Source organism: Gordonia pseudamarae (assembly GCF_025273675.1).
GTDB lineage: Bacteria > Actinomycetota > Actinomycetes > Mycobacteriales > Mycobacteriaceae > Gordonia > Gordonia pseudamarae.
In genome coordinates, this window is the sequence record NZ_CP045809.1 from 1,064,335 (window position 1) to 1,090,282 (window position 25,948).

The 25,948-nt window shown below is 66.1% G+C and carries 25 protein-coding genes; 6 read left to right on the forward strand and 19 right to left on the reverse strand.

Annotation, left to right across the window (positions count from 1 at the left end):
• Positions 1-8: 8 nt before the first annotated feature.
• The 4 genes from GII31_RS04580 (at position 9) to GII31_RS04595 (ending at position 3,658) form a co-directional block, all read left to right on the forward strand.
• Positions 9-1,187, forward strand: coding sequence for an acyl-CoA dehydrogenase family protein (locus GII31_RS04580; RefSeq protein ID WP_213247215.1), 1,179 nt, complete (start codon positions 9-11; stop codon positions 1,185-1,187).
• Positions 1,187-2,452, forward strand: coding sequence for a CaiB/BaiF CoA transferase family protein (locus GII31_RS04585; RefSeq protein ID WP_213247217.1), 1,266 nt, complete (start codon positions 1,187-1,189; stop codon positions 2,450-2,452). Before GII31_RS04580 ends, GII31_RS04585 begins: the two co-directional genes overlap by 1 nt.
• A gap of 100 nt (positions 2,453-2,552) precedes the next feature.
• Positions 2,553-3,176: a TetR/AcrR family transcriptional regulator gene (locus tag GII31_RS04590; RefSeq protein ID WP_213247219.1), complete on the forward strand. Its 624-nt coding sequence runs from the start codon at positions 2,553-2,555 to the stop codon at positions 3,174-3,176.
• Positions 3,177-3,262: 86 nt separating this feature from the next.
• Entirely contained in the window at positions 3,263-3,658 is a 396-nt protein-coding gene (locus tag GII31_RS04595) for a hypothetical protein (RefSeq protein ID WP_213247220.1), read from the forward strand.
• Here GII31_RS04595 and GII31_RS04600 read toward each other — a convergent pair.
• From GII31_RS04600 to GII31_RS04630, 7 genes are all read right to left on the reverse strand, one after another.
• The gene (locus tag GII31_RS04600) at positions 3,608-4,498 is read right to left on the reverse strand and encodes an NAD(P)-dependent oxidoreductase (RefSeq protein ID WP_213247222.1); all 891 of its coding nucleotides are present in this window, start codon (positions 4,496-4,498) and stop codon (positions 3,608-3,610) included. The two genes, GII31_RS04595 and GII31_RS04600, sit on opposite strands and share 51 nt — an antisense overlap.
• The gene (locus GII31_RS04605; RefSeq protein ID WP_213247224.1) at positions 4,495-5,316 is read right to left on the reverse strand and encodes an NAD(P)-dependent oxidoreductase; all 822 of its coding nucleotides are present in this window, start codon (positions 5,314-5,316) and stop codon (positions 4,495-4,497) included. Before GII31_RS04605 ends, GII31_RS04600 begins: the two co-directional genes overlap by 4 nt.
• Before the next feature lie 93 nt (positions 5,317-5,409).
• Positions 5,410-6,816, reverse strand: coding sequence for a cytochrome P450 (locus GII31_RS04610; RefSeq protein ID WP_260840307.1), 1,407 nt, complete (start codon positions 6,814-6,816; stop codon positions 5,410-5,412).
• A 13-nt stretch (positions 6,817-6,829) separates the two neighbouring features.
• Complete coding sequence (locus tag GII31_RS04615) at positions 6,830-7,027, reverse strand: ferredoxin (protein ID WP_213249852.1); 198 nt, start codon at positions 7,025-7,027, stop codon at positions 6,830-6,832.
• Between the two features lie 47 nt (positions 7,028-7,074).
• Entirely contained in the window at positions 7,075-7,935 is an 861-nt protein-coding gene (locus tag GII31_RS04620) for a mycofactocin-coupled SDR family oxidoreductase (RefSeq protein WP_213247228.1), read from the reverse strand.
• Positions 7,936-7,950: 15 nt separating this feature from the next.
• The gene (locus GII31_RS04625; protein ID WP_213247230.1) at positions 7,951-8,658 is read right to left on the reverse strand and encodes an SDR family NAD(P)-dependent oxidoreductase; all 708 of its coding nucleotides are present in this window, start codon (positions 8,656-8,658) and stop codon (positions 7,951-7,953) included.
• A 4-nt stretch (positions 8,659-8,662) separates the two neighbouring features.
• The gene (locus GII31_RS04630; RefSeq protein ID WP_213247232.1) at positions 8,663-9,469 is read right to left on the reverse strand and encodes a TauD/TfdA dioxygenase family protein; all 807 of its coding nucleotides are present in this window, start codon (positions 9,467-9,469) and stop codon (positions 8,663-8,665) included.
• A gap of 214 nt (positions 9,470-9,683) precedes the next feature.
• Here GII31_RS04630 and GII31_RS04635 point away from each other — a divergent pair, with 214 nt between their 5' ends.
• Both GII31_RS04635 and GII31_RS04640 read left to right on the forward strand, forming a co-directional pair.
• A complete protein-coding gene (locus GII31_RS04635) occupies positions 9,684-11,177 on the forward strand; it encodes an aldehyde dehydrogenase family protein (protein WP_213247234.1) in 1,494 nt (497 codons plus the stop codon).
• Positions 11,178-11,186: 9 nt separating this feature from the next.
• Positions 11,187-12,392 (forward strand): CaiB/BaiF CoA transferase family protein, encoded by a 1,206-nt coding sequence (locus GII31_RS04640; RefSeq protein WP_260840308.1) that lies wholly within the window; start codon positions 11,187-11,189, stop codon positions 12,390-12,392.
• 156 nt (positions 12,393-12,548) lie between these two features.
• Here the strand turns inward: GII31_RS04640 and GII31_RS04645 are convergent, their stop codons facing one another.
• The 12 genes from GII31_RS04645 to GII31_RS04700 all read right to left on the reverse strand — a co-directional run bounded on the left by GII31_RS04645 (position 12,549) and on the right by GII31_RS04700 (position 25,784).
• Positions 12,549-13,730, reverse strand: a complete 1,182-nt coding sequence (locus GII31_RS04645) for an amidohydrolase family protein (protein WP_213247237.1) — start codon at positions 13,728-13,730, stop codon at positions 12,549-12,551.
• A 35-nt stretch (positions 13,731-13,765) separates the two neighbouring features.
• On the reverse strand, positions 13,766-15,304 hold the full coding sequence (locus tag GII31_RS04650; RefSeq protein ID WP_213247239.1) for an AMP-binding protein: 1,539 nt from the start codon (positions 15,302-15,304) through the stop codon (positions 13,766-13,768).
• 113 nt (positions 15,305-15,417) lie between these two features.
• Positions 15,418-16,017: a TetR/AcrR family transcriptional regulator gene (locus GII31_RS04655; protein WP_213247241.1), complete on the reverse strand. Its 600-nt coding sequence runs from the start codon at positions 16,015-16,017 to the stop codon at positions 15,418-15,420.
• A gap of 91 nt (positions 16,018-16,108) precedes the next feature.
• Complete coding sequence (locus GII31_RS04660) at positions 16,109-16,894, reverse strand: hypothetical protein (RefSeq protein ID WP_213247243.1); 786 nt, start codon at positions 16,892-16,894, stop codon at positions 16,109-16,111.
• A gap of 27 nt (positions 16,895-16,921) precedes the next feature.
• Positions 16,922-18,259 carry an MlaD family protein gene (locus GII31_RS04665; protein WP_213247245.1) on the reverse strand — a complete coding sequence of 446 codons (1,338 nt, stop codon included), beginning with the start codon at positions 18,257-18,259 and terminating at the stop codon, positions 16,922-16,924.
• A complete protein-coding gene (locus GII31_RS04670; RefSeq protein WP_260840309.1) occupies positions 18,256-19,557 on the reverse strand; it encodes an MlaD family protein in 1,302 nt (433 codons plus the stop codon). Before GII31_RS04670 ends, GII31_RS04665 begins: the two co-directional genes overlap by 4 nt.
• Positions 19,554-20,639, reverse strand: a complete 1,086-nt coding sequence (locus tag GII31_RS04675) for an MCE family protein (protein WP_213247249.1) — start codon at positions 20,637-20,639, stop codon at positions 19,554-19,556. Before GII31_RS04675 ends, GII31_RS04670 begins: the two co-directional genes overlap by 4 nt.
• Positions 20,636-21,676, reverse strand: a complete 1,041-nt coding sequence (locus GII31_RS04680) for an MCE family protein (RefSeq protein WP_213247251.1) — start codon at positions 21,674-21,676, stop codon at positions 20,636-20,638. Before GII31_RS04680 ends, GII31_RS04675 begins: the two co-directional genes overlap by 4 nt.
• A gap of 5 nt (positions 21,677-21,681) precedes the next feature.
• Positions 21,682-22,713, reverse strand: a complete 1,032-nt coding sequence (locus GII31_RS04685) for an MCE family protein (RefSeq protein ID WP_213247253.1) — start codon at positions 22,711-22,713, stop codon at positions 21,682-21,684.
• The gene (locus tag GII31_RS04690) at positions 22,710-24,107 is read right to left on the reverse strand and encodes an MlaD family protein (RefSeq protein WP_260840310.1); all 1,398 of its coding nucleotides are present in this window, start codon (positions 24,105-24,107) and stop codon (positions 22,710-22,712) included. The genes GII31_RS04685 and GII31_RS04690 overlap by 4 nt, the downstream gene beginning before the upstream one ends.
• A gap of 3 nt (positions 24,108-24,110) precedes the next feature.
• Positions 24,111-24,971 (reverse strand): ABC transporter permease, encoded by an 861-nt coding sequence (locus tag GII31_RS04695; protein ID WP_260840311.1) that lies wholly within the window; start codon positions 24,969-24,971, stop codon positions 24,111-24,113.
• Positions 24,972-24,986: 15 nt separating this feature from the next.
• Positions 24,987-25,784: an MlaE family ABC transporter permease gene (locus tag GII31_RS04700; protein WP_246222255.1), complete on the reverse strand. Its 798-nt coding sequence runs from the start codon at positions 25,782-25,784 to the stop codon at positions 24,987-24,989.
• Positions 25,785-25,948: the final 164 nt, after the last annotated feature.

The window sequence follows — 25,948 nt, forward strand, 5'->3', positions numbered from 1 at the left end:
AGGAACGTATGAGCGACGGAATGAGTTTTGCACTGTCCGATGACCAGGAACTGATCCGCAAGTCGGTCGCCGAGCTCGCCGCCCGGTTCGATGACCGGTACTGGATGGAAAAGGATCTGGCACACGAGTTCCCGGCCGAGTTCTATCAGGCGATCGCCGACGGCGGCTGGCTCGGCATGACTATCCCCGAGGAGTACGGCGGCCACGGCCTGGGTATCACCGAGGCCACCATCCTGCTGGAGGAGGTGGCAAGATCGGGTGGCGGCATGAACGCGGCCACCGCCATCCACCTGTCGATCTTCGGGATGCAGCCGGTGGTGGTGCACGGTTCCGACGAACTGAAGGCGCGTACCCTCCCACGGATCGTCGACGGCGACCTGCACGTATGCTTCGGTGTCACCGAACCCGGTGCGGGCCTGGACACCTCACGGATCACGACATGTGCCCGCCGCGACGGTGACCACTACGTGGTCAACGGTCGCAAGGTGTGGATCTCCAAGGCGATGGAATCGGAGAAGGTGCTGCTGCTCACGCGCACCACACCGTACGACGAGGTGACCAAGAAGACCGACGGCATGACGCTGTTCCTCACCGACCTCGACCGCGACAAGGTGGAGATCCGGCCGATCAAGAAGCTCGGCCGCAACGCGGTCAGCTCCAACGAACTGTTCATCGACGACCTCGTCGTTCCGGTCGAGGATCGGGTCGGGGAGGAGGGCAAGGGGTTCCGGTACCTGCTCGACGGTCTCAACCCCGAGCGGATGCTGATCGCCGCCGAGGCACTGGGGCTGGGCCGGGTGTCGCTCGACCGCGCGGTGACCTACGCCAAGGAGCGCGAGGTTTTCGACCGTCCGATCGGGATGAACCAGGGTGTGGCGTTTCCGCTCGCGGACTCGCTGGCACACCTCGACGCGGCGGAACTGGTACTGCGCAAGGCGACCTGGCTGTACGACAACGGCCTGCCCTGTGGGCGGGAGGCCAATACCGCCAAATACCTGTGTGCGGATGCGGGATTCACCGCCGCCGACCGAGCGGTCCAGACGCACGGCGGCATGGGATATTCCGAGGAATACAGCGTGGGCCGCTACTTCCGGGAGGCGCGGGTGATGCGGATCGCGCCCATCAGTCAGGAGATGATCTTGAACTTCTTGTCCTCGCATACCCTCGGCCTGCCGCGCAGCTACTGATGGCGGCCGAGTCGGACCCGGGTGCATCGTCGTCGGCCTGCGGTGTGCCGCCGCTCGCCGGTATCACCGTCGTCGCGCTCGAACAGGCCGTGTCGGCGCCGATGTGTACCCGGGTGCTCGCCGACCTCGGGGCCACGGTCATCAAGGTGGAGAATCCCGGAGGCGGCGACTTCGCCCGCCACTACGACGACGTCGTCGCGGGTCAGGCCGCGCACTTCGTGTGGTGCAACAGAGGCAAGAAATCCATCACGATCAACCTGAAAAACAGTGCGGGGCTGGAGGTTCTGCATCGACTGCTCGACTCCGCCGACGTCTTGGTGGCCAATCTGGCGCCCGGCGCTACCGCGCGGCTGGGGCTTACCCCGGCCGAACTCGCCGAACGACACCCGGAGCTGATCTCGGTGGAGATCGACGGCTACGGCCCGGGCGGCCCACTCTCGCACAAGCGGGCCTATGATCTGCTCGCGCAGGCCGAGTCGGGGGCCTGCGCCATCACCGGCTCACCGGGCGCGCCGGCGAAGCCGGGACCGCCGATGGCGGATGTGGCCTCGGGTCTGTTCTCGGCGATCTCCATCCTGTCGCTGCTTCTTCGCCGCGAACGCCCACCGGGTTCGCCCGGTCCGGCCCGTGGTGGGGCGCAGGTGCAGGTGAGCCTGTTCGACACGATGACCGAGCTGATGGGATATGCGCTCAACTACACCCTGCACACCGGGATCAACCAGGAGCCGCGGGGGATGGGGTCGCCCGCGGTCGCACCGTATGGGTCCTACGGCACGACCGACGGCCAGACGGTGGTGCTGGGCACGACCAACGATCGGGAGTGGCAGCGGCTGGCACGGGACATCATCGGCCGTGACGACCTCGCGGACGATTCGCGGTTCACGTCGAACTCCGGGCGGGTGTCCCATCGGGAGATCCTCGACGAGGCGATCACCGACTGGTGCGGTCGGCATGATCTGGCGGAGATCCAGAAGCGTGCCGACGATGCGGGCATCGGCAACGCCCGCTACAACACACCACTCGATGTGATCGACCATCCGCATCTGCGGGCCCGTGACCGGTGGCGGACCATCGACACCCCCGGTGGCCCGGTGCCCGCCCTGTTGCCGCCGGCGGTGATCTCCGGGGTGGATCCGGTGATGGGCCCGGTGCCCGCACTGGGTGAGCACACCGATTCGATCCTCGCCGCACTGGAGGTGACGGCCGACGAAGTGGCCAGATGGCATGAGCGCGGGGCATTTGGCACCGTAAAGAGTGACTTGTGACATTGCTATTGGTAAACGAGATGCTTGTCACATTTCGGAAACCTACCTACTATGTGTTCACTAGGTCAGTTTCGGACAGCCCCCCGAAGGTAGGACTGCGGTGACGGGCGTGCGGCCGTACGACGCCTTGCTGATCAAGGGTGAAGAGCGCAAGCGACTCATCCTCGACGTGGCTCAGCGCTTGCTGATCCGCAACGGCTGGCGGAATACATCCCTCGCACAGATCGCCCGTGAAGCCGGTGTCACATCTGCGGGGATTCTGCATCATTTCGGGTCAAAGGCGCAGTTGCTGCACGCCGTGCTGGAACGAAGGGATGCCGACGATCGCCGGCACGCAGATTTGGGAGGAGACATTCTTGACGAACTCGAGCGTGTCGCCGAGCGCTTCGAACGCTCACCCGAACTCGTCGGCCTGTTCGTCGTTCTCCGGGCAGAAAATCTCGAACTCGATTCCCCGCTGCACGCCCGGTTGGTGCACCGCCACCGTGTTGCCGTCGACATCGTCGCCGAAGGCATCCGGCGGGGTCAGCGTGAGGGCCGTTTCCGAACCGACCTGGACGCGGCCGACAAGGCCGTCGAAGCTGTCGCCTTCATCAACGGGATGGAAACAACATGGCTGCTGGACTCATCAATTCCACTAACCCGCGTGTTCCGGGAGTACGTGAGATCACTCGAACGCGAGCTGACGCGCGGCGTCGGCCCCTGCGCAACCGCCTCGCGCTGATCACCCCCGACACCGAGCAGGCGATCAGGTACGCCGGCGGATGGCTGTTCGATCAGGCCCTCGCCGGCTGGGAGGTGACCGTGCACGTGGCCACCGACTGCGACGTACGTCCGCTGGAGATTCTCGGCGCCCGCCCGATGGACTTCGGCACATCCATGCGCTCTCATACCGACAACGGACCGTGGCCGCAGGCCCTTGCCGTGTGTTCGTCGCTGTTCGAGGCCGATGGACGGGTCAGGGCCGGTGTGCTCGACACCATCGACACTGCTCGCGCCGATCTGCGTATCTGGGGCGCCAGCCAGCCGGTGGAACTGGCCGGCCGATGCCAGAGCACCGTCTACGAACTCAGCTTCGCCGCCCGCGCGTTCAAACGGCGCGCATTCGCGGCCGCCGGATTGGCCCCCGAGACGATGACCACCGCCGAGACGTTCCTAGTCGTCGGGTCGGCGACCGTCGGCGGCGGCCCGAGCGCCGCCGTCTGAGCGGGCACACCGGCCGGCTGCGACGTCAGGACCGGTGGGTGGGTTCAGGCCGTAGGCGATCAGCGGGTCGAGTACGCCCAGGTCGGCGCCAAGTCCGTCCGCCACCGCACGGACCGTGGTGATGTCCTTGCCGACGAACTCGGCGATGCTGTCGACGAACGCGCCGACCGATCCGCGGCGGGCCGCACCGGCCAGTGCACGACTGTCCGAACTGGCGTGCGGAAGTGCCGACAACAGTGCCGACTCGTCGATGCCGAGCTGCTCACCGAGCTCGACGGCCGCACGGACAGCGCCGATCTGGGCGGTGAACAGCGCGTTATTGACCAGCTTCACGCACTGTCCGGCGCCGGCCGCACCCGCGTGGATGATCGGATCGGCGTAGGCGCTCAAAATCGGTGAGATCGACGCCAGGACTCCGGGCGGACCGCCGACGAACAGGGTGAGATCGCCGGCCGCGATGTTGTGCGGTCCACCGCTGACCGCGGCGTCGATCACCGTGACATCACGCGGGTGCAGGAAAGCGGCGATGTCCTGGGTGGTGCGGGGGCTGCCGGTGGTGTGGATGACCAGTGTGGTGCCCGGTGCGATCTGCTCGGGGAGTGGTCCGGTCAGACAGACCTCACGCACCTGATCGTCGGTGAGCACCACGACCAGGATCACGTCGGTCCCCGCGCGGACGAGGTCGCCGATGTCGGAAGCAGGCCGGGCACCCACCTCGCGCAGGCGGTTCCGGGACTCTTCGGAGCGGGCCCACCCCGTCACCTCATGCCCTGCGCCGACCAGGATCCGGGCGATGGGCAGTCCCATGCGGCCGGCCCCGATCAGCCCGATCCGGCTCATCGTTCGAGACCCATCAGTCTCAAGGTGGCGTGTGCGGTCGCCTGCACCACCGCGCTGTGCACGTGTGCACCCGAGACGATCCCGTCGATAAGGCCGACGTCCTTGAGCAGTACGTTCCCCGCGTGACCGGCGATCCGGTCGAGGCTGCCGCCCGCCGATGCGACCCGTTCGAGAGCGAAACTGTTCGCCGAGCCCGCGGTGATCACCTGTGCCAGGCGCTCGGCGTCCACCCCGAGGGATCTGCCGAGTGCGAGTGTGTCGGCCGAGGTGGCGAGATTGGCGGTGAACAGCAGGTTGTTGAGGAGTTTGGTGACCTGTCCGGAGCCGAGCGGCCCCAGATGCACCACCGGATCGCCGTAGGTGCCGAACACGGGCAGACATTCGGTCACCGGTTCGTCGTCGCCGCCCACCATCACCAGCAGGGCGCCCGCCTGGGCTGCCCGGCCACCGCCGCTGACCGGCGCGTCCACCACCGACACCCGGCGTCCGGCCGCCTCGGCGGCCAGCCCCGCGCAGGTGTCGGGGTGAACAGTGCTGTGCACCACCAGAACCGTGCCCTCGCGCATACCGGCCAGCACCCCGTCCGGGCCGGTGGCGACCGACCGTACATCGTCATCGCCCACCACGCACAGGCAGACGATGTCGCCTGCCGCACCCAGCTCCGCCGGAGACCCGGCGGTCTTGGCCGCCGTGTCGGCGAACGGCTCCAGGGTTTGTGGGCGCCGCGCCCACAGCACGGTGTCGATGCCGGCCTCGACGATGCGCCGGGCCATCGGCCCGCCCTGACTGCCGAGCCCGATGAAACCGACCGTCGTCATGGGAGTGTCCTTACTGTGTGTCGGGCCGTCGGTGCTTCCGCGGTTGACGTGGGTTCCGCGGTTGAGGTGCGCGGTGGTGGGGCTTCGTGTGGCTCAGTCGGAGGGTGCGGCGTCCGACTCACGTTTGCGGGCGATCGACAATGGTTCGGCCAGCCGCTCGTCCTCGACCATCTGCTGCAGTTCCACCAGGGTGTCGGCCAGTGGCTTGTGGGTGCGTGGGCCGGGGGCGAAGGTGGCGGGAAGGTGCCGCATCCCCTGGATCACGCCGATCGAGTCGTAGTGCACGGTTCCCTCGGGGTCGCACACATAGTCCGGCATCCGGTCGAACACCGCGACCAGCATTCGCTTGAACACGGTGCGCGCCACGTTCGAGCCGATGCAGCGGTGTACGCCGAGTCCGAAGCTGAAATGCCGGTTGCCTTTTCGCTCCATGTCGATGGTGTTGGGCTCGGGAAACAGGCTGGGATCCCGGTTGGCCATCGCCCACGAGAGCCACAGCCGTTCGCCCTCACGGAACTCGGTGTCGGCGACCTCGCAGTCCTCGGCGATGGTGCGACCGTCACCCGCAGCGGGGGTGAAATAGCGCAGAAACTCCTCGGTGGCGGGATTGATCAGGGTGTCGCGTTCGACGCTCAGGCGTGCGCGTTGGTCGGTATTGTCCGAAAGCCATTCCAGCGCATGGGCTGTGAGCGCTGTGGTGGTGTCGAATCCGCCGCCGATCACGAGGCTGAGGATGCCCAGCAACTCCATGTCGTCGGGGGCGCCGCCGTCGATGGCGGCATTGGCGACGGCATTGATGAGGCCGGGACGCGGATTCGCGCGGATCTCGAAGAGATTGGTGATCAGGTCGATACCGAGCTGCCGGTGCAGTTCGGCCACCCGCGGGGCGTCCGGTGAGTCCGGCGGCGTGTACACAGCCGCGTGGACCGGTTCGTTGTAGATGGTCCACTTCTCGACGGGTATGCCCAGCATCGCCAGGGTCAGCACCGCGGGAACGATGTTGGCGAGATCGTCGACGAAATCGATACGGCCCGACTCGATCTTCTCGTCGATGCAGGCGTGTACGACCTTGTCGATGAACGGTACCCAGCGCTTGACCGCGGCCGGGGACAGGTACGGATTGAGGATCGACCGGAAGAAGCTGTGCTCGGGCTCGTCCATCTCCAGGATGCCGCCCCGCACCCCCGATGCCCGCTCGGCGGTGGGGACGTTGATCCCCTTGTAGCCCTTGCGTTGTCCGCGAACATCATGATCGTTGGACACGTACGGGCAACGGGCCAGCTCAAAGACCGCGTCGCTGCTCGCGGCCACCCAGTGCCCGCCGTAGGTGTCGCTCCAGGCGACGGGACACTGCTCCTGCATCTCCCGCGTGGTGTCCAGGAAATTCTCACGGTACTCGGGTGAATGCCGTTCGAAGGAGTACCGCTTCTCCTTGCGCGCATCGTCGTCGGTCGCGGCGTCGCTGCCGGAATCGACGGACGCCGTGGTTTCGGTGGTCATGGTGGTGGTCTCCTCATTCTTCGATGATGGAAATCGCCTGTTCCGGGCATGAGCGCACAGCCTCGCGGACCTCGTCGGCGTGTTCGGGCGGCACCTCGGCGTTGACCGGAGTGGAGTGGCCGTCGATCTCGTCGAGTTCGAAACTCTCCGGGGCGACCATGGCGCAGATGGTGTGTCCCTGGCAACGGGACCCGTCGACATTTACTTTCAACATGGGTTCACTTTCCACATGGGTTCACCTTCAGCATGCGGGAGCTCCTATACGCGGTAGTCGTACCACTTGAGGTAGCCACCGGCGTCGACACGCATCTGCATGCCGGTGACGTATCGGGATTCATCGGAGGCGAGGAACAACACCATGTTGCTGATGTCACCGGGCTCGACCCACGGCACGCGCATCGCCTGCTGGACGTAGAAGGCGGGGGTGGCGTCCTCACGGGTGGGTGCCTCCAGATCGGGCCGGAACGAGCGGTACATCGGCTCACTCTGCAACATGTCGGTGTTGCAGTTGGTGGGGTGAATGACATTGGCGCGGATGCCCTGCGGGGCGATATGGGTGGCCAGCTCGTGGATGTAGTTGGACAGCGTGCGCTTGGAGAACACGTACGCGACACCGCCGAGATCCTTGCCGGGCTGATCGACCTTGCTGATGTCCATCATCGCCGCGAGCGAGCCGGTCGCGATAATCGAGGCACCCTCGGACAGGTGCGGCAACGCCACCTGTACCGCGTTGATCGTGCCGATGAGATTGGTGTCGATCACATCGCACCACGCCTGCGTGGGCGGGTCGCCCTTCATACCGGCCACACCGGCCTGGGCCACCACCACATCGAGCTTGCCGAGTTCGTTGATGCCGCGTTCGACGGCCGCACGCAGTCCTTCGGCGTCGCGGACATCGGCCACCGCCGTGATGACCCGGCGTCCCTCCTTCTCGATTAGTCGGGCGGTCTCTTCCAGGTCCTCCGGGGTGGCCATCGGATAGCCCATCGAGTCGATGTTCTTGCAGAGGTCGACGGCGATGATGTCGGCGCCTTCCTCGGCCAGCCGTACCGCGTGGCTGCGGCCTTGGCCGCGTGCGGCGCCGGTGACAAAAGCTACCTTGCCTTCTACACGTCCCATGATGTGTTGCCTTTCTTAGGTGTTACGGCCGCCGTTGACGCCCAGGATCTGGCCGGTGACGTAGCCGGCGTCCTCGGAGATGAGGAAGGCGCACGCGGCGGCGATGTCCTGCGGGCGGCCAACCCGGCGTACCGGGGTGCGCTTGATGTGGTCTTCGACGGTGCCGCCGAGGTTCTTCTGATTCTCGGCGTTGCGCAGCATCGGGGTGTCGATGAAGCCGGGTGGCACCGCGTTAACGGTGATTCCCTTGGGCCCCAACTCCAGTGCCAGTGCCTTGGTGAGTCCGTTGACCGCCGATTTGGCCGCCACGTAGTGCGCCATGAACGGCTGGCCGGAATGCGCGCTCGAGGAGGAGATGTTGACGATCCGGCCCCATCCGGCCTCGACCATGTCGGGCAGGACCGCCTGCACCGTGTGGTAGACGCCGTTGAGGTTGACGTCGATCACCTTGCGCCAGGAGTCGAAATCGATGTCGGAGAACTTGCTGAATCCGTCGAGCCCCGCCGCGTTCACCAGAATCGTGATGGGGCCCAACTGTTCCCGGATCGCCGAGAACGCCGCGGCGAGCCGCACGGGGTCGGTGACGTCGGCGGCCTTGGCCAGTGGGTCGTCGGGTGAGGGGGTCAGGTCGATGGTGGCGACGTGGTAGCCCTCGCTGCGGAGGCGTTCGGCGACGGCGGCCCCGATGCCGGAGCCGCCGCCCGTCACAACGGCATTCTTCATCGCCTCAGCACCACGCCTCGTCGCCGGCGATCGTCGTGCGATGCATCAGACGTTCCGACGACGGGTCGTAAGGCAGTGCGCGGTGCAGCATTCCGGTGTTGTCCCAGATGACCACGTCGCCCTGTTGCCACTCATGGGTGTAGGAGAAGCGCTCCTGGGTCGACCACGCGAGCAACTCATCGAGGATCTCGCGGCTTTCGGACTCGGGGATGCCGACGATGTGGTCGGCGGTGGCACCCAGTACCAGCGAGCGCCGTCCGTCCTTGCGGTTCCACACCAGTGAGGTCTCGTGGGTGGGCAGACTGCGCCAGGCGGCCAGTTGCTCGTCGGTGGGGTCCGGGTTGACCAGGCGCTGCGATGCCTCGAAACTGTGCAGTACACGCAGGCCCTCGTAGCGTTTGCGGTCGTGTTCGGGCAGGTTCTCGTAGGCGGCGTAGGTGCTGGCGAATTCTGTTCCGCCGCCTACCATCGCGGCGTGCTTGCAGGCGAGCATCGTCGCCTTGGCCGGGATGTCGTTGGTGGTGTCGTCGATATGCCAGTGGAATGTGCCCTTGAGGTACTCGGCCGACCGGGACTTGGACGGGTCGAGGGAGACGGTGAAGATCTCCTTGCCCGCCGGGGCCAGCACGGGGCCGAGCTTCTTGCTGAACGCGACCTGCGCCGCCTCGTCGAGTTGGAGTCCGCGGATCAGCAGGACGCCGCGCCACTTGAGCGCTTCGAGGCAGGCCGCGATGACCGCGTCGTCGTCGAGGCTGTCGACCCCATGTACTTGCACACCCATCGAGGGCGTGAGGGCTGTTGTGTCGATCACAAGAATCTCCCTTCCTATGAATGAGAACCGTACTCTCGTTTGCTGCGAGTAGGCAACCGCTTTCAGCTGATCCGTCCGGTTTGATCTGTACGAAATGTCGGAATCGTTCGAACCGTTGAGGCGCTGTCGCCGTCTCCGGCGGGCTGATACAGTGCCAGATTACGGATGTGGCATATGCCACAAGTGAGAATGATATTTCCGAACGGAGTCAGGGATGAGCCAAGAGACCATCGAACGCGACGCCGACAATCCGGCGGCCGCCGGTGTGCACAAGCGGATGCTGATCGGCGGGGAACTGGTCGGGGCCGACCGGAACTACGAATCGATCAACCCGGCCACCGGACAGGTGCTCGGCACCGCCCCCGACGGCGGGGTCTCCGAGGCCGGGCGGGCAGTGCTGGCCGCCCGCGAGGCCTTCGACAACAGCGGCTGGGCCACCGACGTCGAGCTGCGCAGGCGCTGCATCACCCAGCTCGCCGCAGTCCTGCGCGAGCACGCCGATGACCTGCGCGAGCTGACCATCGCCGAGGTCGGCGCCACCCGGAATCTGACCTACGGCAATCAGCTCGACGCGCCCATCGGGATCGTCGAGTACTACGCCGGACTGCTCGACGGATACGCCTTCACCGAGGAACTGGCCAGCATCGAGGTACGCGGCCAGGAGAATCGTCGCTGGGTGGAAAAGGAAGCGGCCGGCGTGGTGTCGGCCATCATCGCCTACAACTACCCGAATCAGCTCGCCCTGGCCAAGCTCGCGCCGGCGTTGGCCGCCGGCTGCACCGTGGTGCTCAAGGCGGCCCCCGACACGCCGCTGATCACCCTCGCGCTCGGGGAACTCATCGCCGAGCACACCGATATCCCGGCGGGCGTGGTCAACATCATCTCCGGTCAGTCCGTCGAGGTGGGCAGGCTGCTCACCACCCACCCCGAGGTGGACGTGGTGACCTTCACCGGATCCACGCCGGTCGGCAAACAGATCATGGCCGCCGCCGCGGATTCACTCAAGCGGGTGTTTCTCGAACTGGGTGGCAAGTCGGCATTGATCGTGCTCGACGACGCGGATCTGCAGCAGGCCGCCATGTTCGGGGCCTTCACCATCTGCACCCACGCCGGTCAGGGCTGTGCGCTTACCACCCGGCTACTGGTGCCGCGAGCCCAGCACGACCAGATCGCCGAGATGGTGGCCGGAATGCTCGACCATGTCGCCGTGGGCGATCCGGGTGATACGAAAACCTATATGGGACCACTCATCAGCGAGAAGCAGCGCGACAAGGTCGACGGGATGGTGCAGCGTGCCGTCGCCGACGGTGCGCGTCTCGTGCGCGGTGGCAGCAGGATCGACCCGGGCTTCTTCTACAGTGCGACACTGCTGGCCGATGTCGATCCGGACAGTGAGATCGCGCAGGAGGAGGTGTTCGGTCCGGTACTCGTGCTGATCCCCTATGACGACGATGATGACGCGGTGCGCATCGCCAACAACTCCAGGTACGGATTGTCCGGGGGTGTCCTGTCGGCCGATGACGATCGGGCGCTGGCGATCGGAAGGCGCATCCGTACGGGAACTTTCAGCATCAACGGCGGAAACTACTTCACCCCGGACGTGCCATTTGGCGGCTACAAGCAATCCGGTATCGGCCGGGAGATGGGCGTGGCGGGGCTGGAGGAGTTCTTGGAGATCAAGGCGTACGCGGCCACGGTGAAAGGGTAGGGATAGCCGATGAAACCACTCGAAGGGTTCCGGGTTCTCGAAGTCGCCATGTACGGATTCGTGCCGTCGGCCGGTGCGGTGCTCGCCGAATGGGGTGCCGAGGTCATCAAGGTGGAGCACGCGGTCAACGGTGACCCGCAGCGCGGGCTGCGCCAGACCGGCACGTTCGTCGTCGACGGTGACACCAATCCCAATGTGGAACATGCGAATCGGGGAAAACGCAGTATCGGGGTGGACATGTCCAAACCCGAAGGCCGGGAGGTGCTGTACGCACTCACCAAGACCGCCGACGTGTTCTTGACCAGTTTCCTGCCCGGTCCGCGCGGCAAGTTCGGGATCGATGTCGATGACATCAGGGCGATCAACCCCACCATCGTCTACGCCCGCGGCAGTGCGCTCGGTCCGCGTGGGGTCGAGTCCGATCGTGGCGGATACGACATGACCGCGTTCTGGTCGCGAGGCGGGATCGCGGCATCGATGACGCCGCCGGACTCACCCGGCATCGTCTCGCCGCCCGGACCGGCATTCGGTGACACCATCTCCGGCACCAACCTGGCCGGCGGGATCGCCGCCGCACTGGTGCGGCGCGAACGCACCGGCGAGGGGTCGGTCGTGGACGTGTCGCTGCTGGGCAGTGGGCTGTGGTCGATGGGACACCAGATCGGGCTGTCGCTGTACTGCGACAAGCCGCTCGTCGCACCCACACCGGGCGAACACGGGGCGGTGCGCAATCCGCTCTCGGGCCTGTACCGGACCGCCGATAACCGGTTCCTGTCGCTGGTGATGTTGCAGCCCGGCAAATTCTGGCGCGACGTGTGCGAGCACATCGAACGCCCCGACCTGATCGATGACCCGAGGTTCGCCGACAACGCCTCGATCATGGAGAACACGGTCGCGGCGGTGGAGATCCTGCGCGAGGTGATCGGTTCCCGGACGCTGGCCGACTGGACCAAACGGTTCGCGACCCTGTCGGGGCCGTGGGCGCCGGTGCAGGACTCGCTGCAGGTCGGTGCCGACGACCAGGTGCGGGCCAATGACTACATCATCGAGGTCGGCGACATCGAATTGGTATCGAGCCCTGTGCAATTCGACGTGAGCAGGAATGAATCCGCCGCCGCGCCCGGGTTTGCCGAACATACCGACATGATTCTGGAAGAGCTCGGATTCGACTGGGACCGGATCGTCGAGTTCAAGGTCGCCGGCGCCGTGACCTAGCCGTTTCGGCCCGCGGTGACAAAACTCTGTCCGGAACCACTGTTGTGGTTCCGGACAGAGTGCGTCTTGCTTGTGGTCGCCGTCCCCCTCGGCGTGTTGCAGGCTCGCTCGCAAACCGCCCGACAGCAGAACCTCAGGGATCGAGAATTGCCGTTCTCAGAGGTTGAGGAGACGGGCGAGGTTGCCGCCCATGATCTTTGCCTGATCCTCTTCGGACAGGTGACCGAGCATGTCGGCGAAATGAGTGGGTTCGGCCAGGCCCTCGGGGTGCGGGTAGTCGGACCCGAAGAGCACGCGGTCGACGCCGATCAGGTCGATCAGGTCGGTGACGCCCTCCTCGTAGAACGGGCTCACCGAGATGCTGCGGCGGATCGCCTCGAGCGGATCGTTCATGCCGAAGCCCTCGGGGGCCTTCTTGTAGGTGTCGGCGAGCATCTCCATCAGTGGCTTGAGCCAGCTCGCGCCGCTCTCGATGACGGCGATCTTGAGGTCGGGGTGCCGGAACAGCGCGCCATGGCACACCCACGAGGACACCGTGTCCTGCACGGGGCGCCACTCGTTGACCATCCGGAAGGCGTTGGTCTGGAACGGAAGCATCTCGCCATCCGAACCCTCCCACTCCGAATCGAATCGGGCGTATCCGCTGTCGGACGAATGCTGCGAGACGAGGATGTCGAGTTCGGTGACACGCTTCCAGAACGGGTCGAACTCGGGCAGCGCGAACGAACGGGGACCACGGAAACCGGGAACCGGGGCCGGGCGCACCAGGATGGACTTCGCGCCGCGTTCCACGCACCACTCAAGCTCTTCGAGGGCCTTGTCCAGGATGGGCAGGCTGATCACCGGAACGGTGAAGATGCGGTCCTTGTAGTTGAATCCCCAAGTCTCGTACAGCCACTCGTTGAGCGCATGCACGACGGCGTGAATTGTCTCGGGATCGTCGCGCATCCGTTCCTCGACCAGGCTCGCCAGGGTGGGGAACATCAGCGAGCGGTCGACGCCGAGCTCGTCCATCAATTCCAGTCGGGCCTGCGGCTCGCGGAACGCGGGGATGGACTTCATCGACTCACCGAAGATCTCGCGCTTGGACTTGCCTTCGGGGTTGCCGTTCTTGAAGTAGTCCTCCATCGAACCGGGCCGGGCGACCACGTCGAAGGTGGGGTTGGGGATGTAGTCGCTGATCTGACCGCGGACGGCGATCTTGGTACGGCCGTTCACCTGAACGTACTGGATCGCACGCTTGTACCGATCGGGGAGGAACTTGGTCAGCGCCTCCGGGGTCTCGTACAGGTGATTGTCCGCGTCGAACAGCGGGTACGGCAGTTCCTTAACGGGCATGAAACTCTCCTTTGCAGTCTATGAGAATCATATTCTCATAAATGAGATGTGGCAATGTCCTGCCGGACCTTGAACTTCTGAACCTTGCCGCTCGCGGTACGCGGCAACTCGTCGACGCGGCGCAACTCCTCCGGCCACTTCTGCTTGGCCAGCCCTGCGGCCGCGAAGTGCTGCTGCACCTCGTGGATGCTCGGCAGATCGAAACCGGGGCGGAGGCGCAGTATCGCCGCCACATGCTCGCCCAGGCGTGCGTCGGGTGCGGCGACGGCGACGGCCTCGGCGACGGCCGGCATGCCGAGCAGGGTTTCCTCCACCTCCAGGGCGCTGATGTTCTCGCCGCCGCGGATGATGATGTCGGACTTGCGGTCGGTGATGGTGAGGTAGCCGTCCTCGTCGAGGATGCCGATGTCGCCGGTGTGATACCAGCCGTCGTCGTCGAAGGCGCGGGCGGTGGTCTCCGGATCGGTGTAGCCGACGCACAGATCAGGCCCGCGGCTGAGGATCTCGCCGTCCTCGCCGAACATGATCTCCACCCCGGCCAGTGGCCGGCCGTCGGTGTAGGCGCGCTTGGCGAGCGGCTCGCCGGGATGGCAGCCGGTGATGGACGGGTGCTCGGTGCTGCCGTACGAACGGAACACGGTGATCCCCAGATCGGTGAGCCTGCGGGTAATCGCGGCGGGCACCGACGACCCGCCCAGGCCCGCGTACTTCATGTGCGGCAGATGTTCGGGGGTGAAGTCGGGGTGATCGAGCAGGCTGGTGACGTAGTAGGTGGCGCCGCCGCCGACGGTCAGATCGTCATGCAGCATCAGTGCCAGCGCCTGGCCCGGATCCCAGGTGTCGGCCAGGTTGATCGCGGTGGCGTCCAAGACCGGGATCAAGAAGGCGTTGATCATGCCGATGAAGTGACCGACCGGTGCGGCGGTGAGCTGCAACCCGCGATCGGCCGGATACATAGCGGCGAGCTGGCGGGTCTCGTGTCCGAGTGAATAGTGGCTGTGCAGTACGCCTTTGGGGTTGCTGGTGGTGCCCGAGGTGAAGGCGATGAGGGTGACCGAGGCGGGATCGACGTGGGCAACACCGGGCAACGGCTCGTCGTCGAGCAGGTCCTCGAAGGTGCGATCGATGATGCCGACGATCGGGACGCCGGCCGCGATGTCGGGGTCGTAGACCAGATTGCCGAACGATTGCGGCGCGATGAACACCTTGGGTTCCACCTCGCCCAGGATGAACGAGACCTCCTTCGGGCCGTAGAAGTGGACGATCGGGACCACCGTGGCGCCCAGGAAGGCCGCGGCCCAGAAGGTGGCCGCGGCCTCCATCCAGTTGGGCAACTGGAAGGCGACCACATCGCCGGGTCGTACGCCGCGTTTGGCCAGGCCCGAGGCGAGGCGGCGGGCCACGCTCTCCACGTCGGCGAATGTGCCCGACCAGGGGCGTAGGCGGGAATGGACGGTGAACTCGGTGTCCGGTGCGGCGCGCAGGCCCTGTTGCAGCAGGTCGCCGATGGACTCGGGGGTCCACCATCCGTTGGCCAGGTACTTTTCGGTGAGGTCGTCGGGAATGGGTCTCACGTGAACTCTCCTCAGGGCTGCTGAGTGGGCAGTGACGGCGTTCTCATCTATGAGAATGCCAATCTCACAGGCGGAGAGCAACCCATCTGGGAAATGTCGTGACACGGGGTGGATCAGCGGGCGGGCTGCAGACTCCGCACGGTACGGGTGACGTAGTCATCGAGTATGCCCGCGCGCGCCGGACTATCGACGACCGTGACGAGCAGGGCATAGAGACCGAGCAGGAAGAAGATGGCGGAGTTCATCGCATCGACCTCGGGGTCGATGGTGCCCTCGTCGACGGCGCCCTCGAGCAGGGCGACCACCGACAACACCAGCGGATGGTCGAGACCTTCCTCGGAAATGGGTCGGGTGGTGGAGAAGTGCGATGCCAGGAAATCCCGGAACAACGGCCGCCCCAGGCGCATCTCGAGCTCGGCCAGCAGATCGACGGCCTTATGCAGGGCCGTACCCAGATCGGGTGCGGTGCCGACGAACTCGGTGAACCTGTCGGCCATGCGTCGCTCCTCGCGGGCCTCGAGCTCGATCAGCACATGTTCCTTGGTGGGGAAATGAAAGAAGAATGTGGAATGTGCGACACCGGCCTCGGCGACGATCTTGGCGATATCGGCCTCGGCCATACCGGCGCGGCCGAACTCGACGGTCGATGCGGCGAGGAGCCGTTCGCGGGTCCGGCGGCGCCTGGCCTCTCGCGTCAGTCGTTCTTCGGCCACACTTCACCTCTGGTCACCCGGCAACTCGTTCCCGACCATAGAAACGTAGCCGCCTGCTCACGCGCAGGCGTTATGCGGGTATCGTCGTCCCCTACGGCAGTTCGACCTTCTCCGCGAGCCAGCGGCCGTCGTGTTCGGTCATCGTGATGCGGATGCGGCTGCGGTCGATGCGGGGCTGGGCATTGGAGACGTTCTGGACGGTCTGGTCGACGAACATCAGGACCACCACCTTGTCGGTCGTCGCCGATTCCACTCCCGAGGCGAGTACCGTGCCCTTGGCCTGGGCTTTGTTGTCCACCAGCAGCTGCCGGAGCTGATCACTGGACTTGGCGTACATCGCCCGGAACTCACCGGTCGATCCGGCCAGGACGGCCGCGAAATCCTTGTCGATGGAGTTCGCGCTCACGCTGGTCAGCGTGGTGGTGAACTCGCGCGCCGCCGACACCGCGGCGTCGGCGGCCTTGTCGGTGTTGTCGGCCGCCCGCGACTGCGAGCCGAACCACGCGGTTCCCGCGATCCCGGCGACGGCGAGTACGGCCAGGATGATCACCCCGATACGGGCGGATCGGGCGCTGCCGAGCGCGGCACGCAGCCGGGCCGCCCGTGCGGGGGCTGCCGCCACTGCGGTGGCAGGCTCGTCCCGGGTGGCCTTCTCCTTTGCGGCCTTCGCCGGTGGGGTCTCCTCCTTCGTGGCCTTCGTTTCGGTGGCTTCTTCTACCTCCGTGTCCCCTGTCCCGTTTTCCGCTGTCCCGCCTTCCGTTGCTCCGTCTTCCGTTGCTCTGTCGTCCCCTGTCCGGTCTTCGGCCACGGTGGTCTTGTCCTCGTCGGCGGGGCCATCGGACTTGCTGTCGGTGCGGTCGGGCAGTGTGCGTGTCATGATGTCTCTCCTTGTGTCCCGGGCGCGCTAGCGGGGCTGGTCGATAGTGGGTTGCGGTGCGGGCAGCGGGTTGGGCTGGTTGGGCAGTACCGGACCGGCGAACGGCAGGGGGATGCTCAGCGGCCCGGTTGGGGTGGGGGTGGCGCGGGCACGCGGGTCGGCACCCTCGGGCAGGGTGTTGGTGTCGTCCCCGGGCGGGCGGGGTGCGTTGCGTGCACCGCGGATCAGCACCGACGGATCATTGTTGGGGCAAAAGGTGTACAGGTATGGTTCGGGGAAACTGGGCTCCGATGACGCGAACCGTGGCAGCTGCAGGTAGTCGCACGACGCCCGCGGATACACGTTGAGCGCACCCCAGATGCCGCCGTCGTGCATCGTGTAGGTGAGCGCCTTGAGCACCGACCCGCGGCCACTGGCCGGGAAAAAGAAGTCATTGAGCGCGGGCAGCCGCTGGTACACCAGTTGGGTGACGGTGGCGAGATTACCCAGCAACTGCACCATCGTCGGCGAGTTGTCGGCGATGATCGCGTCGATCGACGACAACAACGGCGGTGTCTGCTTCAGCAACGTCCGGTAGCCGCCGACGCTTCGCGACACTCCGGTGAACAGGGTGTCGAGGTTACGGGCGGTCTCACCGATGGCTGCGCTGCCGTCGCCGAGGGTGGTGAGCACCACCCGGCTCGACTTGATCAGCGATGTGGTCTGCGGCAGAACCGAATCCAGCGTCGATATCAGGAATGTGCCGCCGTCGATGATGTCGCGCAGCTTTTCCGGGCCCGCGGTACTGACGCCGAGTTCGTCGCGGATGGTTGCGAGCTGGTCGGTGTCGATCTGGGCGAGCATGCCATCCAGATCGTCGAGCAGGGTGGCCAGCGGTGTGGGGGTGCTGTCCGGTGCGTTCGCGGTGATCTCGGTACCGTCGGTCAGGTACGGACCGTTCGATGTAGCGGGCCGGAAGTCGACGTATTGTTCACCGGCAAAGGACAATCCGGCAACGCGCACCGGGGAGTCCCGCGGGATGTGGGCATCGGCGTCGATCGAGAGCACCGCCACCACGCCGTCGGGATCGAGTTCCACCGACGAGACCGATCCCACCTTGACCCCGCGTACCGTCACCTCCCGATCGGCGAGCAGGCCGCCCGAATCGGCGAAACGGATTCGCACCGAGATCGTGTCGTCGGCGTTCAGCCCGAACACGGCAACCGCGTGATAGGCGATACCGAGCAACAGCACCAGTCCCAGACCGATCGCCGACAGCGCCAGCCGGTGCCGAACCGCCGCCCGGACGGTGGAGGTGATCGCCCTGGCCGGCAGGTCGGCGGCGCGCGCGGCGGGGCCGGAATGGAAGTCGGTACGTGTGGTCATCGGGGAGCCGTTCGACTCGGTGTGGTGGTGCGGGTTGTCTTCGCCGGTTTCTTCGTCGGGTGCTTCTCAGGCTTCTGGGTCTCGGACTTCGGGGCTTTCTGGGACTTCGGGGCTTTCTGGGACTTCGGGGTCTTCTGGGACTTCGGGGTCTTCTGGGACTTCGGGGTACGTGGGTCGAGAACGTCGTCGCCGGGGCCGAACTTCATCTTCAGCCGCAGCAGCGAGTACATGATGGTGCCCGCGAAGTTGTCGATGTCGATGGTGCCGGGCAGCTCGCTGCCCGGGTCGGCCGAATGGCGGAAGTCCGGGAGTGCCCCGGCCGACAGGTCCTCGAGATCGGCGTCGACGTGGGCACCGGTGGAGTTGACGATCTTGAGAACCGGTGGCAGCAGCTTGTTCATCTTGTCCAGCGATGCCCGCGGGTCGGTGGCGGCCTTGTTGAGCTCGTACGATATGCGGTTGATGCTGGCGGCGAGGTGTTGCGTCCTACCGGTGGCCACCGACGGGAACGTCGACAGGGTGGAGCTGATGGCGCCGACCTTGTCGATCAGGGCGAGGATGTCGTCGGTGTTGGCCGAGATCACCTCGACCGCCGGACCGGCCGCGGCGATGGACTCGGTGAGCGTCGACCGGCGATCGGACAGGGTGCGCACCAGCCCGTCCGTGTGCCTGAGCGCGGTACGGATGTCGCCGGACCGCTCGGAGAGCCTGTCGATCAGCGTGGTGGACTGTGCCACCAGATCGGCCAGCGCGGCACCGTTGTCGCCGACCGCGGCCCCCAGACCGTTGAGGAGATTGGTGAGGTCGCGGAGCACCCCACCGTTGACGAGCAGCGCCGACGAGGCCAGCACCTGTTCGATGGTGGCGGCCGCCGAGGTGGAGTCGAGCGGGATCTTGTCACCGTCGCCGAGCATCGCGCCCGAGAGATTGTCGCCGTCGGCCCGGACCTCGGGTGGGGTGACGGCCACGAACACCTCGCCGAGCGGTGTGGCGGTGCGTAATTGGACACCCGTGCCCACCGGCAATGTCACGTCGTCGCGGATCCGCAGGGTGACCACCGCCGTGTAGTCGCGGACCGCCATCCCCGACACCTCGCCGACATCGGCGCCGGCGAGGCGCACCTTGGCGCGTTCGGGCAGGTTCAGCGCGTTGGTGAACTCCGCTGTGATGCTGTAGAAATCGCCGCCGCCGTCGCCGCGCTGGGGCAGCGGCAGATCTTCCAGACCCACACCGCACCCGGACAGCAGGACCGTGGCAGTGGTGACGACGGCGAGCCTGCGCGTGGAGCGCGTGGTCATCTGGCCAGCCCTTCGAGCATCGAACTCAAACCGAAGTCGGGGCCGAAATCCCTGGGTGTTCCTGTGGCACAACCCCTGTCCTTCATCTGCAGCGCGTTGCAGATCTCCTTCATGAGGGTGCCGTGGGTGGCCACATGGTCGAGGACTCCGTGGACGCGGGCCGCGCCGCGGGGGATGTCGATGACGTTCCACACGTTGTCCATGAGCAGCGGAGTCACATTGAGGAACTCCTGGAGTTGCCGCCGGTAGTCGACGAGTGCCCGGGTGACCGTCTGCGCACCGGACACGGTCTGTGCCAGGTGGTCGCGACGGGTGGTCAGGATCTCGGTGGCCTCACCGAGAATCGCGTTGATCTGCGCGCCGGTGGTTCCCCAGCCGATGCGCTGGTCGGCGAACAGGTCACTGATCTGGTGCACCGACGAGCCGAAACCGCGGATGAGCTTGTCGTTGTCGGCGGCCGCCTGGGACAGTGCCGAAAGGTTCTTGACGGTTTCGGTGATGCTTTCGCGGGTCCGGTCGCCGCCGTCGTCGCCGACGGCCAGTGCCTGCGACAGGGTGGTGAGCGCGGAGCGGATGTCGGGACCGTTGCCGTCGGTCAGGGCCGAGGCCGTCGACAGCAACTCCGCCACCGGTCCGCCGCCCGTGCCGTCACCCTGCAGGCTCCGCGCCAGATCCTCGGTCATCGCCAGGGTGCGGTCGAGTTCGACGGGGACACGCGTGTCGTCGATGACCTGACCCGCGGCCAGGCGCGGTCCGCCGTCGTAGACCGGGGTGAGTTCGACATGCCGGTCGGTCAGCACCGAGGTGGACACGGTGACGGCGGTGACGTCGGCGGGCACCGGGGTGTCGGCGTCGATCCGCATTCTCACCTCGACGTAGCTGCCACGGTGGGTGATGGAGGTGACCTTGCCGACCGTCATACCCAGCACGGCAACGGCATTGCCCTCGTACAGACCGGCCGTGCTGTCGAACTTCGCGACCACGTCGATGGTCTGATCCTTGTCGAGCCACATCCTGGCCGCGCCGACCACGAGCACGGCGACGACGGCGAGGGCAACGGCCACCTTGACGAGCGTTTTCACTGGCAATCCTTGAAGTAGGCCGGCAGATTGACCACCTCCGCCTGTGTCGATACCGCACACATCCACGAGTCGATGAACGGCCCGGCCACCGAGCTGAAATCGACCTCGTTGCCGGTGCCGGTGGTATTGGTGAAGTTGCGCAACGGGACCGGGAGGATTTCCAGGGTGTTGCGCAGCAGGGCGTCGTTGCGTTGCAGGGTGGTGAGTAGCCCGTTGAGGTTGGTGATCAGCGCCTGCACGCCCGAATCGTCGTCGACGATGATGGTGCGCAACTGCGTCACCACCTCGGTGGTGGCGCCCAGTAGCCGGGTGATGGTGTGCTGCCGTTGCAGCAGGGCGCGCAGCAGCGACTCGCCGGAGGTGACGAGTTCCCCGAGGTTCTTTTGCTGATCCCGGACCACGTCGGTGAGTTGCTGTGTGCTGGTGAGCAGTCCACCGATCTGTGAGCGCCGGTCGGCCAGGACCGTCGACAGGTTCTGCACGTTGGCCAGCACCTGGGGGATGAGCGCCGGGGTGTCGTCGAGCTGATGGGCGAGGGTGGACATCGACGTGGCGATCGCGTCGGCGTCGACCTTCTCGAAGGTGACCGTGGCGTCCTGCAGAACCTCCTGAAGCGTGTACGGAACCTCGGTATGGGACAACCTGATCGTCGCGTCGGGCAGGTCGCCCTTCCCGCCGGGGCGCAGGTCGATGTATCGGGAGCCGAGCAGGGTGGTGAGTTTGATCGCCGCCCGGGTGGACGGTCCCAGGTCGACGTCGGCGTCGACGTGCATGTCCACACGCACCAGCGTGCCCGCCAGGGCGGTCCTGGTGACCGTGCCGACCTGCACGCCGGCCACGTTCACCGCGTCTCCCGACGAGATGCCCGCGGCCTGGGCGAACTCGGCGTGCACGGTACGTTTGCCGATGCCGCCGGCGCTGATCTGCAACGCGGTGGCGATGATCACCGCCATGATCACCAGTGCGGTGGTGCCGACGAGGGCCTTGTTGCGTTCGGCGAGGGGCCTTTTCAGCCAGCCGAGCAATCGTTGCGACATCGTGGTCACCTGCAGATCGGGGATTGTTTGATGCGGCCCCCGGAGGCGCTCGCGACGATGGTGGGGATGACGGTGCTCAGCGCGGGCACGAAGGTCGCATTGAGATTGCACAGGTAGGTCTCGATGTAGGAACCGCCCTGCGTGACCCGGGCCAACCCCTTGAGCAGCGGGGCGAGGTTGAATCCGAGATAGCCGAAGGATTCCTTGTCGGCCAGGAAGTGGCCGAGGAAGCCTGGTTCGCGGTCGAGCATCGTGGTGAACTCCGGCAGCGCCTGCGAGGTGAGCACGGCCGCCCGGTCCACCACTGTGGCGGTGACGTCGATGTTCTTGAGGAACCGGTCCTGTTGCGCCGACAGCCCGGAGAGCACGTCGCGGGTACTGCGGACCACCGTGTCGATCTCGCCGCGCTGGTCGGCGAACACCCCGACGATGTCGGACAGGTTGGTGATGACCCGCCCGAGCAGGTCATCGTCTCCGGTCAGGGATTTGGCGAGTTCGGAAGTCTGCGCGATCAATTGGGCGATCGATCCGGTATCGCCCTGGAAGGACCGGATGATGGCGGTGGTCAGGTTGTCGACCTGCTCGGGATCCAGAACACTGAACAGTGGTTCGAATCCGTTGAGCAGACCGGAGATGTCGAACGACGGTTCGGTGTGGTTGATCGGTATCTCGTTGTCCCGCAACGGTGCGGGGTCGATCTGCTGGTCCCGCGACAATCCGAGAAACCGTTGTCCGACGATGTTCTGGTAGGTGACCGATGCCCGGGTGCGCGAGTCGACGAGCTGGTCCTTCTCCACCCGGAAACGGACTTTCGCGATCGCGCCGTCGAGGGACACCTTGTCGACGCGGCCCACCCTGATGCCTGCCATGCGGACGTCGTCGCCCGCCTTGAGGCCGGTCACATCGGTGAATCGTGCGGTGTACGACACGGACTCGCCGTCGACGCCGCGTCGCAGGGTCGCCAGCACGGTGGAGGTGAGGGCGATCGAGACGATGAGGAACAGGATCATCCCGATCAGCGGTTTGCGCACACTCATCGCGGGGTTCTCCCTTCGCTCGCGGATGTGTCGGCGACGGGGGTGACGGAGATGTCGGCGCCACGGGTCACCGGGCCGAGCAGCAGGGTGGAGGTGACTGGGTTTCCACCGACGAGCCGCCCGAGCTGCTGCTGTTCGGCCTCGCTGCCGACCGATCCGACATTCCCGCCCATGTTCGCGACCGGCCTGTATCCCTTGGTGACATCGTTCATATGCCCCGTCACTTCGCTCGCCCCGGTCGTGTACCCCGGAGTTCCGCGTACCCCGGCCTTCTTGCCCGTGTATTTCGGTGCGGTGACCACCGTTGGTGCCGTCGTGCAGCTCTCACCCTCCATCGTCCCGTAGCGCGGGCAGTCCGCGCGGGTGTACAGGCGGTGAGGGGTGACCTGCAGACGGAACTTGCCGCGCGCGTTCTGCTGTCCTTCGGGCCAGAACTCGGTGAACCACTTGTCGGAGATTTCGGCGATCGCCACCACCGTTCCGGTGAACGAATGCCCGCCGCGGGCAACCACATCCGCGATCGGCGCGGCCTCGGAGGTGATTTTCTTGATCGTGGCCGCGTTGTTGCCCATCGCCACGTCGATTCGTCCGGTGGTGGTGATCCCCGCGGACAGCAGCGTCTGCAATTGCCGTGATTGGGCGGCCACCGTCCGCATCGGCACCACCGATGAATGCAGGGCGTCGAGCAGCTCCGGAGCCGACTTGCCCAGCGCTGTCACCGATTCGGTGAGGCCGTCGAGCAGGGACGGTCCGCCCGGCGTCATCACCGCGTTGATCTCGGTGGTGATGCGGCGCAGCTGGGCGCCGGCCGCCACGATGTCGGTGCCGCGCCGATCGGTGGCGGCGGTGACGGCGGCGAGCAGGCCGACCGTGGTGTCGCCCGGTTCGCGGGCCGATGCCGACACGATGTCGCGGATCTTCGACAGCGCCGTCTGGAACTGCACGGTGTCGTTGTCGCGGTTCTCGGTGATCACATCGCCCGCGCGCAGGGTGCGTGCCGGTGCGGTCCCGGCGGTGTCGTCGAGCAGCTGCACCGATGACACCGCGAACAGATTGCTGGGTACCACCCGTGCGGTCACCGATTTGGGAATCGATTGTGCCCGAGATGGTTCCAGGGCAATCTCGACCACAGTACGGTCACCGGGCAGGCCCGGGGTCACGCCTCGGACCGCGCCGACGATCACGCCGTGATACTTGACATCCGAACTCTTGGGCAGACCGTCGCCGACATCGGAGAGCTCGGCGGTCACCGATACCGAATCGGTCAGTGAGCCGCCGGCTTTGAGGACGGTGGCCGCCACGATCGCCACGACGACCGCGACCGCGACAAAAGCGCTCACCGCCAGCCTGCGTGTGCTGATTCCCCTCGGCCCCTGTTCATACACCCCGGTCATGGTCTACCCGCTCAATCGGGCCGCGGAGTCGATACCCCAGAACAGGATGGTGGCGATGAGATTGGCGACGATCATCGCCGAGATCGCCGCCCGCATCGCCCGGCCGGCCGCGGTGCCCACGCCCTGCGGACCGCCGCTGGCGTAAAAGCCGTAGTAGCACTGGATGAGTGAGGTGATGATGACGAAGATGACCGCCTTGGCCAGTGAGTACAGAACGTCGACGGGACTGAGCACCAGCTGGAAATAGTGCTGATAGGTGCCGTTGGACAATCCGCCCGAGAGGAAGACCACCGCCTGCACCGCGAGATAGTTGAGCGCCAGGCACACCAGGTACAGCGGAATGACCGCGATGACCGCGGCGAAGATCCTGGTGGACACCAGATAGGGGATGGGCCGGATCGCGATGCTTTCCAGGGCGTCGATCTCCTCGGCGATCCGCATCGCCCCCAGCTGCGCGGTGAACCGGCATCCGGCCTGCGAGGCAAATGCCAATGACGCCATCAGCGGGGCCAGCTCGCGGGTTGCGGCGGTGGAGGCGACCATGCCGGTGGCCGGTTCCATGCCCAGCATCTGCAGCGCGTTGTAGCCCTCGATGCCGACAATCGCGCCACCCGCCGCGCCGAGCACGAGAATGACGCCGGCGGTGCCGCCGCCCACCACGATGGAGCCGTTGCCCCATGTGACGTCGGACAGCACGCGCTGGGTTTCCTTGCCGTAGTTCTTGACTGCCTGTGGGATCGAGGCGATGGCGCGAACACAGAAGTAGGCGATGTGTCCGAGTTTGAGCCACCACGCGGTGACCGCCCTGGTGGCGAGGACGATCGGCCTGGTGCCGGGCGGATAGTAGGGGGCGGGTGCGGCCATGGGAATCCTGTCCGTTCAGAACCCGGTCCGGGGAAACAGCATCACATAGAGCTGGGTGAATCCGACGTTCACCAGCATCAGCAGAATGATCGAGGCGACGACCGTGGCGTTGACCGCGTTGGCCACGCCGGCCGGTCCGCCGCTCGCGTTCAGGCCCTTGTGGCAGGACACGATCGCCACGATCGCCCCGAACACCGCCGCCTTGATCATGGTCAGCACGAAGTCCGAGACGGTGGCGAACGAGGCGAACGTGGTGACGAAGGTACCCGGGGTGCCGTTCTGGACGAAGACGTTGAAGATATAGCCGGAGAAGAAGCCGACGAAACAGATGACGCCGGTGAGGCAGACGCTGACCAGCACCGCCGCAACCATGCGCGGCACCACCAGACGCTGGATCACCGACAGACCCATCACCTCCATCGCGTCGATCTCCTCCCGGATCTTGCGCGAACCGAGGTCGGCACACACCGCGGACCCGGCCGCGGCCGCCATCAGCAATGCCGCCACCATCGGGGCGCCCTGCCGAATCACGGCGAGCCCGCTGGCCGCCCCCGCCAACGAGGTGGCGCCGACCTGTGCGGCGAGCAGCGCGAACTGGATCGACAGCGTCATGCCGATCGGGATCGCGACGAACACCGTCGGCAACGCCGACGCCGACGTCATGAATGCCGACTGACGGACGAATTCCTTCCACGGAAACCGCAGATGGACGATATCTGTGACCAGGTAGACCAGCGCCTGCCAGCCCAGAATGACCTGCCCGCCCACGGTTTCCAGAGAAGCGATCGGGTGCCGACGTGTGTAGCCACGCATCCAGTCGCCGATCTCCGCGGTGGCCGTGGGCCGTGGGGCCGGGTCGCGGACGTTCGGGTCGGCCGGGAGGCCGGGGCCGGTGAGGGGTGTGTCGGGGGCGATGGGCAGGCCGTCGTCATCGCACACCGGGCACATGGCCTTGGCGGGCGCGGAGACGGTGGTCG

What these genes read in the sequence shown, in the direction of transcription:
- GII31_RS04580 (WP_213247215.1), top strand. Translation starts at nt 9, where the DNA reads ATGAGCGACGGAATGAGTTTTGCACTGTCCGATGACCAGGAACTGATC.
- GII31_RS04585 (WP_213247217.1), top strand. Translation starts at nt 1,187, where the DNA reads ATGGCGGCCGAGTCGGACCCGGGTGCATCGTCGTCGGCCTGCGGTGTG.
- GII31_RS04600 (WP_213247222.1), bottom strand. Translation starts at nt 4,498, where the DNA reads ATGAGCCGGATCGGGCTGATCGGGGCCGGCCGCATGGGACTGCCCATC.
- GII31_RS04605 (WP_213247224.1), bottom strand. Translation starts at nt 5,316, where the DNA reads ATGACGACGGTCGGTTTCATCGGGCTCGGCAGTCAGGGCGGGCCGATG.
- GII31_RS04610 (WP_260840307.1), bottom strand. Translation starts at nt 6,816, where the DNA reads ATGACCACCGAAACCACGGCGTCCGTCGATTCCGGCAGCGACGCCGCG.
- GII31_RS04620 (WP_213247228.1), bottom strand. Translation starts at nt 7,935, where the DNA reads ATGGGACGTGTAGAAGGCAAGGTAGCTTTTGTCACCGGCGCCGCACGC.
- GII31_RS04625 (WP_213247230.1), bottom strand. Translation starts at nt 8,658, where the DNA reads ATGAAGAATGCCGTTGTGACGGGCGGCGGCTCCGGCATCGGGGCCGCC.
- GII31_RS04635 (WP_213247234.1), top strand. Translation starts at nt 9,684, where the DNA reads ATGAGCCAAGAGACCATCGAACGCGACGCCGACAATCCGGCGGCCGCC.
- GII31_RS04640 (WP_260840308.1), top strand. Translation starts at nt 11,187, where the DNA reads ATGAAACCACTCGAAGGGTTCCGGGTTCTCGAAGTCGCCATGTACGGA.
- GII31_RS04645 (WP_213247237.1), bottom strand. Translation starts at nt 13,730, where the DNA reads ATGCCCGTTAAGGAACTGCCGTACCCGCTGTTCGACGCGGACAATCAC.
- GII31_RS04660 (WP_213247243.1), bottom strand. Translation starts at nt 16,894, where the DNA reads ATGACACGCACACTGCCCGACCGCACCGACAGCAAGTCCGATGGCCCC.
- GII31_RS04665 (WP_213247245.1), bottom strand. Translation starts at nt 18,259, where the DNA reads ATGACCACACGTACCGACTTCCATTCCGGCCCCGCCGCGCGCGCCGCC.
- GII31_RS04670 (WP_260840309.1), bottom strand. Translation starts at nt 19,557, where the DNA reads ATGACCACGCGCTCCACGCGCAGGCTCGCCGTCGTCACCACTGCCACG.
- GII31_RS04680 (WP_213247251.1), bottom strand. Translation starts at nt 21,676, where the DNA reads ATGTCGCAACGATTGCTCGGCTGGCTGAAAAGGCCCCTCGCCGAACGC.
- GII31_RS04685 (WP_213247253.1), bottom strand. Translation starts at nt 22,713, where the DNA reads ATGAGTGTGCGCAAACCGCTGATCGGGATGATCCTGTTCCTCATCGTC.
- GII31_RS04690 (WP_260840310.1), bottom strand. Translation starts at nt 24,107, where the DNA reads ATGACCGGGGTGTATGAACAGGGGCCGAGGGGAATCAGCACACGCAGG.
- GII31_RS04695 (WP_260840311.1), bottom strand. Translation starts at nt 24,971, where the DNA reads ATGGCCGCACCCGCCCCCTACTATCCGCCCGGCACCAGGCCGATCGTC.
- GII31_RS04700 (WP_246222255.1), bottom strand. Translation starts at nt 25,784, where the DNA reads ATGCGTGGCTACACACGTCGGCACCCGATCGCTTCTCTGGAAACCGTG.